General features: G+C 75.0%; 15 protein-coding genes. 2 read left to right on the top strand and 13 right to left on the bottom strand.

The features are described from left to right. From CUT83_RS04060 to CUT83_RS04050, 3 genes are all read right to left on the bottom strand, one after another. On the bottom strand, positions 1–933 hold a 933-nt coding region (locus CUT83_RS04060), incomplete at its 3' end, for an aspartate aminotransferase family protein (RefSeq protein WP_101254489.1). An 82-nt stretch (positions 934–1,015) separates the two neighbouring features. Further along, positions 1,016–1,552, bottom strand: a complete 537-nt coding sequence (ectA, locus tag CUT83_RS04055; RefSeq protein ID WP_101254488.1) for a diaminobutyrate acetyltransferase — start codon at positions 1,550–1,552, stop codon at positions 1,016–1,018. A gap of 371 nt (positions 1,553–1,923) precedes the next feature. Beyond that, positions 1,924–2,487 carry a SigE family RNA polymerase sigma factor gene (locus CUT83_RS04050; RefSeq protein WP_101254487.1) on the bottom strand — a complete coding sequence of 188 codons (564 nt, stop codon included), beginning with the start codon at positions 2,485–2,487 and terminating at the stop codon, positions 1,924–1,926. Positions 2,488–2,582: 95 nt separating this feature from the next. Between CUT83_RS04050 and CUT83_RS04045 the strand changes: the two genes are divergently transcribed. Continuing rightward, positions 2,583–3,680: an amidohydrolase family protein gene (locus CUT83_RS04045; RefSeq protein ID WP_101254486.1), complete on the top strand. Its 1,098-nt coding sequence runs from the start codon at positions 2,583–2,585 to the stop codon at positions 3,678–3,680. Positions 3,681–3,949: 269 nt separating this feature from the next. Next, on the top strand, positions 3,950–5,029 hold the full coding sequence (locus CUT83_RS04040; protein ID WP_240958022.1) for an SCO1860 family LAETG-anchored protein: 1,080 nt from the start codon (positions 3,950–3,952) through the stop codon (positions 5,027–5,029). Positions 5,030–5,128: 99 nt separating this feature from the next. Here the strand turns inward: CUT83_RS04040 and cobC are convergent, their stop codons facing one another. From cobC to CUT83_RS03990, 10 genes are all read right to left on the bottom strand, one after another. Next, positions 5,129–6,244, bottom strand: coding sequence for an Rv2231c family histidinol phosphate aminotransferase CobC (cobC, locus tag CUT83_RS04035; RefSeq protein ID WP_173915019.1), 1,116 nt, complete (start codon positions 6,242–6,244; stop codon positions 5,129–5,131). Next, a complete protein-coding gene (locus tag CUT83_RS04030; protein ID WP_101254483.1) occupies positions 6,228–7,154 on the bottom strand; it encodes a sirohydrochlorin chelatase in 927 nt (308 codons plus the stop codon). Before CUT83_RS04030 ends, cobC begins: the two co-directional genes overlap by 17 nt. After that, positions 7,151–7,798 (bottom strand): precorrin-8X methylmutase, encoded by a 648-nt coding sequence (locus tag CUT83_RS04025; protein WP_101254482.1) that lies wholly within the window; start codon positions 7,796–7,798, stop codon positions 7,151–7,153. The genes CUT83_RS04030 and CUT83_RS04025 overlap by 4 nt, the downstream gene beginning before the upstream one ends. Beyond that, positions 7,795–8,004 (bottom strand): DUF362 domain-containing protein, encoded by a 210-nt coding sequence (locus CUT83_RS04020; RefSeq protein ID WP_240958023.1) that lies wholly within the window; start codon positions 8,002–8,004, stop codon positions 7,795–7,797. The genes CUT83_RS04025 and CUT83_RS04020 overlap by 4 nt, the downstream gene beginning before the upstream one ends. Next, the gene (cobJ, locus tag CUT83_RS04015) at positions 8,001–9,776 is read right to left on the bottom strand and encodes a precorrin-3B C(17)-methyltransferase (RefSeq protein ID WP_101254503.1); all 1,776 of its coding nucleotides are present in this window, start codon (positions 9,774–9,776) and stop codon (positions 8,001–8,003) included. The genes CUT83_RS04020 and cobJ overlap by 4 nt, the downstream gene beginning before the upstream one ends. A gap of 23 nt (positions 9,777–9,799) precedes the next feature. Beyond that, positions 9,800–11,071 (bottom strand): precorrin-6y C5,15-methyltransferase (decarboxylating) subunit CbiE, encoded by a 1,272-nt coding sequence (cbiE, locus tag CUT83_RS04010; protein ID WP_101254481.1) that lies wholly within the window; start codon positions 11,069–11,071, stop codon positions 9,800–9,802. Continuing rightward, on the bottom strand, positions 11,068–12,243 hold the full coding sequence (locus CUT83_RS04005; protein WP_101254480.1) for a cobalt-precorrin-5B (C(1))-methyltransferase: 1,176 nt from the start codon (positions 12,241–12,243) through the stop codon (positions 11,068–11,070). Before CUT83_RS04005 ends, cbiE begins: the two co-directional genes overlap by 4 nt. Further along, positions 12,236–13,039, bottom strand: coding sequence for a precorrin-4 C(11)-methyltransferase (gene cobM, locus CUT83_RS04000; protein WP_101254502.1), 804 nt, complete (start codon positions 13,037–13,039; stop codon positions 12,236–12,238). Before cobM ends, CUT83_RS04005 begins: the two co-directional genes overlap by 8 nt. A 119-nt stretch (positions 13,040–13,158) precedes the next feature. Further along, the gene (gene cobI, locus CUT83_RS03995) at positions 13,159–13,950 is read right to left on the bottom strand and encodes a precorrin-2 C(20)-methyltransferase (RefSeq protein WP_101254501.1); all 792 of its coding nucleotides are present in this window, start codon (positions 13,948–13,950) and stop codon (positions 13,159–13,161) included. Between the two features lie 8 nt (positions 13,951–13,958). Continuing rightward, entirely contained in the window at positions 13,959–15,398 is a 1,440-nt protein-coding gene (locus CUT83_RS03990; protein WP_173915020.1) for a cobyrinic acid a,c-diamide synthase CobB, read from the bottom strand. Positions 15,399–15,400: the final 2 nt, after the last annotated feature.

Below are 15,400 nucleotides of genomic sequence, written 5' to 3'. Positions count from 1 at the left end.
GGCGGTGACGAAGGCGGGGTTGTTGCCGCGGAAGGTGCCGTTGTGCTCGCCGGGCTCCCACACGTCCAGCTCGGGCCGGAACAGGGTCAGCGCCATCGGCATCCCGTAGCCGCTGATGGACTTGGAGACGGTGATGATGTCGGGGGTGATGCCCGCCTCCTCGAAGGAGAAGAAGGCACCGGTGCGGCCGCAGCCCATCTGGATGTCGTCGACGATCAGCAGCATGTCCTGCCGCTTGCACAGGTCGGCCAGGGCGCGCAGCCACTCGGCCCGGGCGACGTTGATGCCGCCCTCGCCCTGGACCGTCTCGACGATCACGGCGGCCGGCCGGTTCAGACCCGAGCCGGAGTCCTCCAGCAGCCGCTCGAACCACAGGAAGTCCTCGACCTTGCCGTCGAGGTAGCGGTCGAAGGGCATCGGGGTGCCGTGGACCAGGGGGACGCCGGCGCCGGCGCGCTTGAAGGCGTTGCCGGTGACGGCCAGGGATCCCAGCGACATGCCGTGGAAGGCGTTGGTGAAGGAGACGATCGACTCCCGGCCCTTGACCTTGCGGGCCAGCTTCAGGGCCGCCTCGACGGCGTTGGTGCCGGTCGGGCCGGGGAACATCACCTTGTGGTCCAGGCCGCGCGGCCGCAGGACCACGTCCCGGAAGGTCTCCAGGAAGGCGCGCTTGGCCGTGGTGGACATGTCCAGGCCGTGGGTGACGCCGTCGCGCTCGAGGTAGTCCAGCAGGGCGCGTTTGAGCACCGGGTTGTTGTGGCCGTAGTTCAGTGATCCGGCGCCGGCGAAGAAGTCGAGGAACGCGTGGCCGTCCTCGTCGTACAGGTAGCTGCCGCGCGCCCGGTCGAAGACGGTGGGCCAGCCGCGGCAGTAGCTGCGCACCTCCGATTCGAGGGTCTGGAAGATGCTCAGGTCGGGCTGGGTCATGGTCACAGCGATCTCCTGGGAGATGGATTGCGAGAGGAGTGAGAGGTCTTTCGGGTGCCGGGGCGCGGTGCGGCGCGCCGCGCGGCGGTCAGCCGCCGGCGGCGGCCGGTGGGGGCGCGGCGGCGGCCAGGGTGGGGACGGGCCCGATCCGGTACAGCACCTCGGGCTCGTGTCCCTCCTCGGGGAACAGCGCGCCCTCGAAGAGGACCTCGCGCCGTACCGGCGCGCCGTGGCGCTCGGCGTAGGAGGTGAACAGTCGGTTGGAGGCGGTGTTGTCAGGGGTGATCGTCGTCTCGATCCTGTCGACGCCCAGTTCCTCGGCGGTACGGGTGGTCAGCCCGTCGAGCATCGCCGCGGCGAGGCCGCGTCCGCGCTGCCCGTGGTCGACGGCGACCTGCCAGACGACCAGGGTCCGCGGATGCTGCGGCCGGACGTAGCCGGTTATGAAACCGACCGGCTCACCGGCGCCGTCGCGCGCCACCACCGAGGTGGCGGCGAAGTCGCGGCACCACAGCAGGTAGCTGTAGGAGGAGTTGAGGTCGAGGACCCGGGAGTCGCGCGCGATCCGCCAGATCGCTGCGCCGTCCTCCACGCGGGGCGCGTCGAGCTTCAGTCCCTCCGGCATTTCGACGGTCTTTCTGTGGGCACCTGCATGGTCTGCTTGTGCGGCGGTCATGCAAATCCAATTTACCCAGAGCGAACTCAAATCACATCGAGGGAAGGGGTTACGCGGGAGCATGTTATGTGTTATCGCGCGTGGGTGCGCACGCGCACGAAGAGCGCTGCGTTATGCCTGGTATGCCCCGTATTTTCCGGGCAAAGAGGAATCGCTGTTGAGTCCGTCACAGATCCATAACGAGCACGGAACCTGTCCGAAATACGAGGTTCGCCGATATCAAATCTTAGTGTTTAAGGATCGTGCGAGCGGGCATGAGGATATGGGATTCTATTCTCATCGGGTGCCCGTAAATTCATCTTCGATTCATGGAAGATACCTCAGCGAAACCGGATCGTGAGGTTCTTCGGGGAACTCGGCGGAAGTCCCCCCTCCGCCGCCACCGGTCCGGCCGTGCGGGCCGGCGCCAGCATCCGTTCCAGTTCGGCGATGCCGCGCGAGGTCTGGCTCTTGACGGTGCCGACCGAGACGCCCAGGGTGCGGGCGGTCTCCTTCTCCGACAGGTCGAAGGCGTGCCGCAGTACGACACACGTCCGCTTGCGCAGCGGCAGCCGGGCGAGCGCGTCACGCACGTCCAGCACCGCGGGCACGTCCGGGTCGTCGATGCGGTCGGGCCGGTGCGACCAGAACAGGGCGACCCGGCGGCGCTCGCGCAGCAGGCTGCGCAGCCGGGTGCGTGCCATGCCGGCGACCACGCTGCGCGCGTACGCCAGCGGGTGTCCGCCGGCGCGCACGCTGTCCCACCGGCGCCACACCGCGACGAGTGCGTCGGCGGCGAGGTCGTCGGCTCCCTCGGAGTCTCCCAGCAGCAGAAAGGCGAAGCGGGACAGATCGGCGTAGTGCCGGTCGAAGAAGGCGTGGAACTCTTCGGCGGGGGCGTCCACGTGGCCTCCTCAGGGCTCGACGGATCCTGTGAAGTGGTGTGCCACGACCCCCTGCGGCTGCGTGAGCGTAACAGGGGACTCGTACAGTGCGGCATATGAGCGAGCGCGGGAATTTCCACATCCGGGGGCGGGTCCTGACCGGGCCCGGTCCCGAGGACGTCCGGGGCGAGATGTGGGTCGTGGACGGGCGGATCACCTACGAACGGCCCACCGGGCCGCTGGAGACGACCACGGTCGAGGGCTGGGTGCTGCCCGGGCTGGTGGACGCGCACTGCCACGTCGGACTCGACGCCCACGGCGCCGTCGACGACGCCACCAGCGAGAAGCAGGCACTCACCGACCGCGACGCCGGAACGCTGCTCGTCCGGGACGCGGGCTCGGCGGCCGACACCCGGTGGATCGACGACCGCGAGGACCTGCCGCGCATCATTCGGGCCGGCCGCCACATCGCCCGCACCAGGCGCTACATCCGCAACTACGCCCACGAGATCGAGCCCGATGACCTGGTGGCCTATGTACGGCGCGAGGCGCGGCGCGGCGACGGCTGGGTCAAGCTCGTCGGCGACTGGATAGACCGCGAGCAGGGCGATCTGACCGCCTGCTGGCCGCGCGGCGCGGTGGAGGCCGCCATCGCCGCCGCCCACGAGGAGGGCGCGCGGGTCACCGCCCACTGCTTCGCCGAGGACTCGCTGCGCGATCTGGTGGAGGCCGGGATCGACTGCGTCGAGCACGCCACCGGCCTGACGGAGGAGACCATTCCGCTCTTCGCCGAGCGGGGCGTCGCCATCGTCCCCACCCTGGTCAACATCGCGACCTTCCCCCGGCTCGCCGAGGGCGGCGAGAAGAAGTTCCCGCGCTGGGCCGACCACATGCGGCGGCTCCACGAGCGCCGCTACGACACCGTGCGCGCGGCCTACGACGCGGGCATCCCGGTCTTCGTCGGCACGGACGCGGGCGGCTCGCTGCCCCATGGGCTGGTCGCCGACGAGGTGGCGGAGCTGGTGGCGGCGGGCATCCCGCCGGTGGACGCCCTGTCGGCGACCACCTGGGCGGCCCGCGCCTGGCTGGGGCGCCCGGGACTGGAGGAGGGTGCCGAGGCGGATCTGGTGGTGTACGAGGCGGACCCGCGGGCCGACGTACGGGTGCTGGCCGCGCCGCGGGCGGTGCTGCTCAGGGGGCGTCGCGTGAGGTGAGGGGCGTGTGAGGGCGTGCGGTGCGCCGGTGGAGGCCGCAGGCGGAAGGGGCGTGTGCCCGCGTGTGCACGCGCCGTGAAGAGAAGAGGCGTTACCCAGGATCCATGAATCGAAAACTGCACCTGGTGTGACTCTTTCGAGTGAAATAACGCTGTGTATTCGCTCTTTCGCTCTACGTGGGTCAACAATGGCGTGGTCTCAGTCACCGGTGCGGGCGATGTCCCCTATTGGCCGCCGGTGACGTCATGCAATCCGTGGGGGTTTCACCTGTGAACAAGTCTGTCTACGGCCTGCTCGCCGCCGCCGCTCTGGTGGGGGTCACCGCCGCGCCCGCGAACGCCGCCGGCGACGAGGGCTCGGCGAGCGCGGCCGTACTCCGGGCGAACCTGGAGGTCTCTCTGCTCAAGGGCGGCGCCGCCGTGCCGCTGAACGTCGAGCTCAACTCGGTCAAGGCTCCCAGGAGCGCCGACGAGACCCTGCTGGAAGCCCGGGTGGACGGTGCGAACGGCGGAAAGCCGTTCACCATGCTGGATGCGAAGGCCGCCACCTCGAGGGCGACGGTGGGGGAGGGGAAGGCCGAGGGGTATTCCAACCTGGCCGAGGCCAAGGTGTACCTGCCGGGGCTGCTGCGGCCCCTGGTCAGGACCGGGCTGGTCACCTCCCACGCCGTGTGCGAGGCCGGCGCCCGGCCGACCGCCGAGTCCGAGATCCCCGGCACCGTCACGGTGCTCGGCAAGAAGGTCACGGTGAAGGCCGACGGCCCCACCTCGGTCCGGGTGCCCGGTGTGGGCACGGTCGAGCTGAAGCTGGCCGAGACCGTCACCACCTCCAGCACCGCGGCCGCCACCGCGCTGAGGCTGGACGTCGCGGTGGACCCGGCGAACCTGGGCGTGGCCGAGGTCAAGGGCCGGGTGACGCTGGTGGAGGCGGCCTGCGAGACGCCCGGAGGCGGTGACAACGGCGGCTCCACCGAGGGCGGGTCCACCGAGGGCGGCTCCGCCGCCGGGGGCTCCACGAGCGGCAGCGGCGGCTCCACCGGCGGCTCCGGCAGCGGTGGTTCCACCGGTGGTTCCACCGGCGGCTCCACCGAGGGCTCGACCGAGGGCTCGACCGGTGGGGACGGCGACTCGGCCGGCTCCACCGACGGCTCCACCGACGGCAAGGGGAACGACCCGCAGCCGCAGACCGGCTCGGAGGCGTCCGGCGGGAAGCCCACCGGCAACCTGGCCGAGACCGGCGGCAGTTCGGCCACGCCGTACATCGCCGGCGGAGCCCTGGCGCTCGTCGCCGCGGGCGGCGGGCTGCTGATGCTGCGCCGCCGCCGCGCCTCCGGTGCGGCCGACGCCTGACCCGACCGCTGCCGCCGGGCCGGCCGAGCAGACGGGCCCGGCCCGGCGGCGGTGAACGGCGGCGGGACCCCGAGCGGGAGCCCGCCGCCGTTTCGCGCGTCAGCGCACCCCGAGGGCGGCCAGCGTCCGCACCAGGCGGTCGGTCGTCGCCCGGTCGCGTACGGCCAGCCGCAGCCACCGCGTGTCCAGGCCGGGGAAGGTGTCCCCGCGGCGTACCGCGATGCCCTCCGCGCGCAGCCGCCCCCGCAGCCCGGCCGCGTCCGCGTGCCGCACCAGGACGAAGGGCGCCCGCGGGTCCCGCGTCGCCTGCCCCAGCTCACCGAACTCCGCCAGCCGGCCGAGCAGATGGGCCCGGTCGGCGGCGGTCCGCCGTGCCGCCCGCTCCGCCTCGGCCAGGGCCGCGGGCTCACAGCACGCCTCGGCCGCGGCGAGCGCGGGGGAGGAGACCGGCCACAGCGGCTGGTGCCGCGCCAGGGCGGCGACGGTCTGCGGGTCGGAGAGCACATAGCCGATGCGCAGCCCCGCCAGTCCCCAGGTCTTGGTGAGGCTGCGCAGCACCACGGTGCGGCCGGGAAGCCGCGTCACCAGCCCCGCCAGGGACTCGCGTTCGCCCGGCACCGCGTCGATGAACGCCTCGTCCACCACCAGGGTCCGGCCCGGCCGAGCCAGCGCCGCCAGGGCGGAGGCCGGGTGCAGCACGGAGGTGGGGTTGGTGGGGTTGCCGACGACCACCGCGGCGGCCCCGGCCGGAACGCGGGCGGGATCGAGGCGGAAGCCGTCCCGTTCGCCCAGGACGACGCGCTCCACCCGGTGGCCCGCGTCCAGCAGGGCGGCCTCCGGCTCGGTGAACTGCGGATGCACCACGACAGGGCCGCCCCCGCGCCAGGCGTCCGATCCGGGCGGGGGCAGGAACCGGGCGAGCAGGACGAACGCCTCCGCCGCGCCCGCCGTCAGCAGCACGCACTCCGGTGGCAGCCCGTGCCGGTCCGCCACCGCCCGCCGGGCCGCCCGCCCGTCGGGGTAGGCGGCCAGTGAGCCGAGCGAGGCGGCCACCCGCTCCTTCAGCCAGGCGGGGGGCGTGCCGGCGCGGACGTTGACCGCGAGGTCCACCAGATCCGCGCCGGCGCCGCGCACCTCCGCGTCGCCGTGGTGGCGCAGGTCGTGCGCGGTCTCGGGGGGCCGGAGGGGATCCAGGGGCTCAGTGGGCGTGTGCATGGCCACCATTGTGGTGATGGTGGTGCCCGTGCCCGTCGTCGTCCGGGTGGTGGTGGGGCCGCTGGGGCATGCCCACCTTCCCCTCGAAGCCGGGCAGCGCGACGCGGTAGACGCACGAGTCGCAGTTCATCCGCAGATCGCCCCGAACGGCCTCCGTGTAGCGCTCCCAGACCAGTTCCGCCAACTCGTCGGTGGGGCCGATGACATCGGCGCGGAGCACCTCGGTCTCCGGGTGCGCCGCGGCCCAGCTCCCGGTCTGCTCCCGCACCCGGTCCGGCAGGATGCCCGTGAACAGGAAGTACGGCAGCACCACGATCCGGCGGGCGCCCAGCATCCGGCAGCGGTCCAGTCCGGCGGGGACGTCGGGGGCGGCCAGCGAGACGAACGCCGTCTCCACGCCCGCGTAGCCGCGCCCCTCCCACAGCAGCCGGGCCGCCTTGTGCACCTCGGCGTTGGCGTCCGGATCGGTGGAGCCGCGGCCCACCAGCAGCACCGTGGTGCCGGCGCGGCTGCTCGTGCCGTCCTCGCCGTCCGCGCCGCGCAGCGCCTCGTCCACCCGGCGCTCCAGCACGTTCAACAGCGCCGGATGGGGCCCGAGGGGGCGGCCGTAGGCGTAGGTGGTGCCCGGGTGGCGCTGCTCCTCGCGGGCCAGGGCGGCCGGGATGTCGCCCTTGGCGTGCCCGGCCGAGACCAGCATCAGCGGGACGGCGGCGAAGTTCCGCACGCCCCGTTCGGCCAGCTCGGCGACGGCGTCGGCGAGCGGCGGCGGGGACAGTTCGATGAAACCTCCCGCGACGGGGAGGCCGGGCCGCCGCGCGCCGAGGTCGCGCACGAAGGAGCGGAACGCCTCGGCGCCGGCGTCGTCACGGGTGCCGTGGCCGACGAGGAGCAGGGCGGGCGGGCTGGTCACTGGGTCTTCTCCTTGGAGGTGCCGGGGGCGGTACGGGGATCGGCGGCGCCGGGGTGTGCGGCGCCGGCCGGGGTGTACAGAAGGGCGTTGAGGGCGGCCGCGGCCACCGCGCTGCCGCCCTTCTCCGAGACGTTGCTGACGGCCGGCAGGCCGCTGTCGCGCAGCGCCGCCTTGCTCTCGGCCGCGCCGACGAAGCCGACGGGCAGGCCGATGACCAGGGCGGGGTCCGCGTCCAGGGCGAGCAGTTCGAACAGGGCGGTGGGCGCGCAGCCGACCACCCACACCGCGCCCGGCCCGACCTGCTCGTAGGCCAGCCGCACCGCGTGCGCGGAGCGGGTCAGGCCGCCTGTCGCGCGGGCGTCGGCGAGCCGGCACACCGTCTCGCGGCGGGTGATCCCGGCGGCGACCATCTCGACGTCCGCCACGACCGGCGCACCGGCGTGCAGTGCGGTGTGCGCGGCGCGCAGCGCGCTCTCGTCGGTGACCAGATCCCCGGCGTAGGCCGGGTCGGCGCTGGAGTGGATCACCCGCTCCACCACGGCCCGGGTCAGCGGCGGGAGGTGGGAGGTGTCCAGCCGTGAGCGCAGGATGCGGTACGACTCCTCCTCGATGGGATGGACGGTACGGGGCGTCAAAGGCGTCACGACGGCTCCTGGGGGTCGCGTACGGGGGTCTCCTCGACGGCGTCGACCGGGCACACCTCGACGCACTCCAGGCAGCCGGTGCACAGCTCGGCCCGCACCAGCAGCGTGCCGCCCAGCGGACGTATCGCGTGGACCGGGCAGGTCAGCAGGCAGGCGCCGCAGCCCGCGCAGCGCGAGGTGACGGCTACGGGCGCGGTCGCGGTCACCGGGACTCCTGCCAGCGGTAGCCGCGCGGGGTGACCATGCGGCCGGCCACGGCGCGGGTGGCGGTGTTGCCGACGGTCACCACCGTCATCATGTCGACCTCGGCCGGATCGAGTTCGCCGAGCGTGGTCACGGTGGTGCGCTCGCCGGGGCGCGAGGCGTTGCGCACCACCCCGGCCGGGGTGTGGGGGGCGCGGTGCTCGGCCAGCAGGGCGAGAGCCTTGGGGAGCTGCCAGTCGCGGCCCCGGCTGCGGGGGTTGTAGAACGTCACCACCAGGTCGGACTCGGCCGCCGCCCGGACCCGGCGCTCGATCACCTCCCAGGGCGTGTGCAGGTCCGACAGGCTGATCGAGACGTGGTCGTGGCCCAGCGGAGCGCCCAGCAGCGCGGCGGCGGCGAGCGCCGCGGTGACGCCGGGCACACCGACCACGTCGATGTCGGCGGAGGCCTCGGCCAGGGCGGGCGAGGCCATCGCGTACACCCCCGCGTCGCCGCTGCCGATCAGCGCCACCGCGCGGCCCGCGCGGGCCTCGGACACGGCGGTGCGGGCGCGCTCCTCCTCCGCGCCGAGGCCGGATTCCAGCACACGGGTGCCCGGGCGCAGCAGGTCGCGGATCTGGTCCACGTACTGGTCGAGGCCGACGACCACCGAGGCGCGGCGCAGCTCGTCGCGGGCGCGCGGGGTGAGCAGGTCGCGGGCGCCGGGCCCGAGCCCGACGACGGCCAGCCGCCCGCGGGGGCGCCGCCGGGCCACGGCGCAGGTCGCCATCGCCGCGCGTCCCCCGGGGGCGGACTTCCGCTTGGGCACGACCAGTTCGGCGCCCTCGCCGCAGGCGAGCAGCGCGGCGGCCTCCGCCACGCTCGGGGTGCCCACGGCGGCCAGCGGCGCGTCGGAGGGGTGGGGCACGGGCACGGCGGCCAGCTCGTCGGCGGGGTACGTCCGCAGCGGTACGCCCAGGCGCCGGGCCGTCTCCACGAGGCCCTCCTCGCCGGCCTTGGCCTCGACGGTTGCCAGCTCGGTGACGGACAGCGGCGACAGGCCGGCCTCGGCGAGGGCCTGCCCGACCAGGGCGGCGACCTCCTCGGCGGGGGCTCCCCGGCTGGCGCCGACGCCGACGGCGAGGGTCGGCGGGCGCAGGACGGCCGTGCGGTCGCCGGGCGTCACCGCGCGGTCGGTGACCAGCAGGGTGTATCCGTCGTCCGGGCCCTCCCCGCTGTTCCGGCCACCCCTTTCGTCGCTCTCCGTGGCGTTGTCGGTGGTCTCGGTTACGTTGGGTGGCAGTGCAGGAAGGGGGAGGACGTGATGACGCACCAGCCGGACGGGCTCGCCGTCCAGCATCGCCCGCGACACCGCCGCGACGGAGCCCTCGACGGGCAGGCCGAGGGTGTCCAGGCCGGGGACGCCGGCGGCGTCGGTGGCCGTGGTGACGACGGGACGGCAGCCGGGCAGGGCCTCGGCCACCGCGTGCGCCAGGTCGTTCGCGCCGCCCGCGTGGCCGCCCAGCAGTGCCACGGCGTACTGCTGCGCCTCGTCCACGCACACCACGCCCGGGTCGTCCGCCTTGCCGTTCAGCAGCGGGGCGATCAGGCGTACGGTCGCGCCGGTGGCGAGGAAGCAGACGAGGCGGTCGCACTCGGCGAAGGCACGGGTGACGGCCTCGCGGACGCTGCCGGGGCCGCCGGTGTCGTAGACACGGACGGCCTCCGGCCAGGCGGCCGCCAGGCGGTCGCGGGCGCGCCGCCCCGCGGCGGTGGCGGAGACGAGACCGATCAGGCCGGCCGGGGCGTTCGGGGCGTTCACGAGGATGCTCCTTCGGTGCCGGGGCGGGTGCCCCACAGGACGAAGACGGGGTTGCCGGCGGCGAGCCGCACCACGTCGCCGGGCAGGGGGGCCAGCCGGGAGGACTGCAGCAGCACGCCGTCGGCGGCCAGACCGGCGGCGCCGAGCGCCGCCCGCACCGCCGGTACGCGGTCCAGCGCGGCGAGCGTGACGACGACCGCGCGGCGGGCGCGGAGCGCGCAGGCCGCCACGATCGCCTCCAGCTCCCGCCCTCCGCCGCCGACGAACACGGCGTCCGGATCGGGCAGTTCGGCCAGGACGCCGGGGGCTGTGCCGTGCACGGTCTGGAGGTCCACACCGTGGGCCGCGGCGTTGGCGCGGCAGCGTTCGGCGCCGTCGGCGGTGCGCTCCACGGCGACGGCCGCCGCGCCCAGGCGGGCGCACTCCACCGCGACGGAGCCGGAGCCCGCGCCGACGTCCCAGACCAGATCGCCGGGGCGCGGCCCGAGCCGGGCCAGCGCCAGCGCCCGCACCTCGTACTTGGTGATCATCGAGTCGCGGTGTGCGAAGGCGTCCTCCGGCAGAGCCCAGCCGGCGGGCAGACGCAGCGGTCCGGCGAGCGCCAGGGGCCCGGGAGCCAGAGCACGGGAGGGATCCAGGCACAGCACCACGCTGACCTCGCCGGGCCAGGCGCGGGCGGCGGCCTCGGCGGGGGAGAGGCGCTCGACGCGCTCGTCCGCCGTGCCCAGTGCGCTCGCCACCACCAGGGTGCGCGGCAGCCCGGCGGCGGCCAGGGCGGCGCCCAGCTCGGCGGGCCCCGCGCCGGGGCCGGTGAGCACGGCGGTCTTGGGGTGTGCGCGGCAGACGTTGACGGCGGTGCGCGGGTCGCGTCCGTGCGCGCTGACCACGGCGGCGTCGTCCCACGGCAGTCCGGCGCGGGCGAAGGCCACCGCGACGGACGGCGCGGTGGGCCGTACGTCCAGGGCGTGCGCGCCGAAGCGTTCGGCGAGCGAGCGGACGATCCCGAAGAACCCGGGATCGCCGGAGGCGAGCACCACCACCGGCCCCCCGTCCTCGGACAGCTGGCGTTCGACGGCGTCCAGCGCCGGGGCGAGCGGCCCCAGGACCACGCGCCGCACCCCGGGGGGAGGGTCGGCCGCCTCCAGGTGGCGGCGCGCTCCCACGGCCAGGCGGACCCCCTGCCAGGACGGCGCGCCGGGCCCGAAGGCTCCGGCATCCGCCCCCGACCCCGTGCCCGTGCCCGTGCCCGTGCCCACGACCGTGATCACGGCAGCAGCCCCCCGTCGTCGGAACACAGGGCGACCACCGTGCGGCCGGTGAAGTCCACCATGGCCGCCTCCGCGGCGATCCGGTGGTCGGTGAAGCGCTCCAGCACGTCCACCACCCGGCGGCACAGCTCCGGCGCGGCCGACTGCAGCAGCCCCGCCGCGTCCCACAGCTCGTACGCGTGGCGGGCGGTGTTCGCCGCCGCGACCTCGGCCGCCAGCGCTTCCGCGCCGCCCACCGCGCGGGTGACGTCGGCCAGGACGGAGGTGTCCACCTTCGACCGCGTGTAGTGCGTCATCAGCACCCCGGAGGCCAGCTTGGTCAGCTTCCCCACCATGCCGACGAACACCACCCGGCCCACACCGTGCTCCACCGCCCGCCGCAGCGCGGCGCCCGTGAAGTCGCCGACCTCGATGAAGCACACCGGGGGCAGACCGGGCAGCAGCTCCATGGCGCCCTTCTCGGTGCGCCCGCCGGTGCACAGCACCACGGCCGGGACGTCCTGCGCGGCGGCCACCGACACCGCCTGCTCCACGCTCGCCCGCCAGGAGGCCGTCGAGAACGGCCGGACGATCCCGGTCGTCCCCAGGATGGAGATGCCGCCGAGGATGCCGAGCCGGGCGTTGGTGGTCCTGCGGGCGCGCTTCTCGCCGTCGGGCACGCTGATGGTGACGTCCACGCCGCGCTCCGCGGTGTCGACGACCTCGCCCACCGCCTGGCTGATCATGGCGCGGGGCACCGGGTTGATCGCCGGGCCGCCCACCTCCAGGCCGAGCCCCGGCCGGGTGACGACGCCGACGCCGACGCCGCCGTGCAGCTCGATGCCCGGCTCGCCGCGCCAGCTCACCGTGGCGGTCAGATGCGAGCCGTGGGTGACGTCCGGGTCGTCGCCCGCGTCCTTGACCACCACCGCCTCGGTGCGGCCCGGCCGCAGCTCGGCCGAGCGCTCCACGGCGAAGGTCACCCGCCGCCCCGAGGGCAGCGCGACCTCCACCCACGGCTGGGGTTCGCCCGTGACCAGGTGCAGCGCGGCGGCGCGGGCAGCCGCCGAGGCGCAGGTGCCGGTCGTCCAGCCGGTGCGCAGCGCCTTCGGCCGCTGCTTGGCGGTGCGCGGCAGGTCCGGTTCCCGCAGCTTCGGTCCCCGGGCGGGACCGTGCTCCGGCTCCTCAGCCACGGCCCGCCGCCTCCCGGGCCGCGCGCAGCGCCCGGCGCGCCTCCGGCCGCGCGCGGCGGTGACCGTGGAAGTGCCCGGGGTGGTACAGGTGCGAGCGTGTGCCGGAGGCGGACAGCGCGGGGCCGACGAGGAACAGCGTGTGCTTCCACAGCCGGTGCTCCTTGACGGTCTCCTCCAGGGTCCCCACCGTGCAGCGCAGCACCAGCTCCTCCGGCCAGGTCGCCTGATGGGCGATCACCACCGGGGTGTCGGTCGGATAGCCGCCCTCCAGCAGCTCCACCGCCAGCTGCCCCGAGCGCGCCGCCGACAGGAAGACCGCCATGGTCGTGCCGTGCCGGGCGAACTCCCGCACCTCCTCGCCCGGCGGCATCGGCGTCTTGCCGCCGCCGAGCCGGGTGAGGATCACCGACTGGGCGACCTCCGGGATCGTCAGCTCCCGCCCGGCGATGGCCGCCACCGCCGAGAACGACGACACCCCGGGGACGATCTCCACCTCGACACCCAGCTCCGCGCAGCGGTCCACCTGCTCCTGGGTGCCGCCCCACAGCGCCGGATCGCCGGAGTGGACGCGCGCCACCCGCAGCCCCTCACGGGCCGCGCGCTCGTAGACGGCGATCACGTCCTCCAGGGACATCGAGGCCGAGTCCAGGATCTGCGCGTCCTCGCGGGCGTGCTCGAGGACCTCCTCGCGCACCAGGCTGGCCGCCCACACCACGACGTCGGCCTCGGCGATGGCGCGGGCGGCGCGGAAGGTGAGCAGATCGGCGGCGCCGGGCCCGGCGCCCACGATGGTCACCTTCCCGGCACCCCCCGGGGCCCTCCCGGCGCTCTTCGGGGCTCTCCTGGTGGCCTGCGCGGCTCCGGCAGTATCGGCGGTTCCGGCCGCGTCGGCGGTTCCGTCGGCGGTTGTGGCGGTCACAGCTTGCCTCCTCGGCTCTCCCGGCGGGCGGGTGCGATGAGCGTGGACAGATAGGGAAGTTCGGCGTCCCCGGCGGCCGGGCCGGCCCCCGGGGCGGCCTCCAGGTCGGCCGCCGGGCGGATCGACTCCTGCGGCAGCCCCAGCGCCGAGCCCCACACCGCGCCCTCGGTACGGCCCGTGGCGCGCAGCGCGGCGGCGACCTCGCGCGCCCGCCGCCCGAACTTGTAGGCCACCACCGTCCCCGGCCCCTCCAGGGCCTGCCGGAGCACCGCCGTCCCGGCCGTCACCGGCACCAGCGTCAGCGGCTCCGTCCCCTCGGTGAGCACCGCCCCGCCGCGCGCGGCCAGGTCCTGCATCGCGGTGATGCCGGGCACGGTCTCCACGACCGCCTCCGGCACCAGGGCGCCGACGGTCTGGGCGAGATAGGTGAAGGTGGAGTAGACGTTCGGGTCGCCGATGGTCGCGAACGCCACCGAGCCGTGGGCGCGCAGCAGTTCGGCGACGCGTTCGCCCGCCGCGTCCCACGCCGCCTCCCGGCGGGTGTGGTCCTCACGCTCGTTGAGCGCGAAGACCACCCGCACGATCCGCTCGCGCGACACGTAGTGCAGGACGGTGGCCTCGGCGCGTCCCGTACCGCTGCCCGCCATCACGGGCACCACCACCACGTCCGCCGAGCGCAGCGCCTTGACGCCCTTGACCGTCACCAGGTCCGGATCTCCGGGGCCCACCCCGACGCCGACGAGCCGTGGCCCGCCGGCCTCCCGCGCCTCACCGCCGCTACCGTTCATGCCGCTGTTCACGCCGCACACCCTCCGACACAACTTCCGACGAAACGCCGGGCCACGGACGGCTCGGCGGCCCAGTGCACATGCAGATACGAGGCGTGCACGCCGTTCTTCACAAAGCCCTCGACCCGGCGCCCGGGCCGGGAGCCGCGCGAGGTCAGCCCCCACGCCGGCGCGGCCCCGCCCTCCGGCTTCGCGTTCTTCCGCTCCCCGGTCTCCGGCTTCCCGTCCTCCGGTCCCCCGGCGCCGGGGTCCACCGCCGTGCGGTGGAACTCGTGGCCGCGCATCCGCGTCCCCGCGGCGGCCAGGACGCTGTCGCCCACCGCCACCGCCTCGCGGTAGCCGAGGGTGAGCCGGTCGGTCATCCGGGCGGTGGCGTCGAGCACCCCGCACATCGGTTCGCCGTCCAACTCCCTGGCCAGATACAGCAGTCCGGCGCACTCGGCGGCGACCGGCGCCCCCGAGGCGGCCAGCTTCGCCACCGCCCGGCGCAGCGGCTCGTTCGCCGAAAGTTCCGGCGCGTACACCTCCGGGAAGCCGCCGCCCAGGACCAGCCCGGCCGTGCCCGGCGGCAGCGCGGTGTCCCGCAGCGGGTCGAAGACGGCCACATCCGCACCCGCAGCCCGCAGCAGCTCGGTGTGCTCGGCGTAGGAGAAGGTGAACGCGGGCCCGCCCGCGACGGCCACCACCGGGCGCCCGCGCGGCCGGCCCGCGGGCACGGGCGGCGCCCACGGCTCCCGCGGCAGCGGCGGCGCGGAGTGCGCCAGGGCGAGCAGCGCCCTCAGATCGCAGCCGGACCGCACCCGCTCCGCCAGCTCCGCCACCGCCCCGGTCGCCTCCGTCCGCCGCTCGGCCACCGGTACCAGGCCCAGATGGCGCGAGGGGGTGTGCACCAGCGGCGCCCGGCGCAGCACGCCCAGCACCGGCACCCCGCAGGCGTCCAGCGCCTCGCGCAGCAGCTCCTCGTGGCGGTCGGAGGCCACCTTGTTGAGGATCACCCCCGCGACGCGGACCTCCGGATCCCAGGACGCGAAGCCGTGCACCAGCGCCGCCACCGAACGCGACTGGGAGGAGGCGTCCACCACCAGCACCACCGGCGCCCGCAGCAGCTTGGCCGCCTGCGCGGTCGAGGAGAGCTCACCGAGGCCCGCGGCCCCGTCGTACAGCCCCATCACGCCCTCGACCACGGCCACGTCCGCACCGGCCGCCCCGTGCAGGAACAGCGGCGCGACCAGGTCCGGGCCGCACAGATAGGCGTCGAGGTTGCGGCCGGGCCTGCCGGTGGCCAGCGCGTGGTAGCCCGGGTCGATGTAGTCCGGGCCCACCTTGTGCGGGGAGACCTCCAGCCCGGCCGCCGTGAAGGCGGCCATCAGACCGGTGGCGACGGTGGTCTTGCCGCTGCCCGAGGAGGGCGCGGCCACGACCAGCCGGGGAAGCGCGGTGCTCACGATCC

The sequence above is a fragment of the Streptomyces barkulensis genome (assembly GCF_002843305.1).
GTDB classification, from domain to species: Bacteria; Actinomycetota; Actinomycetes; order Streptomycetales; family Streptomycetaceae; genus Streptomyces; species Streptomyces barkulensis.
Note: the sequence above shows the minus strand (reverse complement) of the source record. Positions and strands in the feature narration are given on the sequence as shown.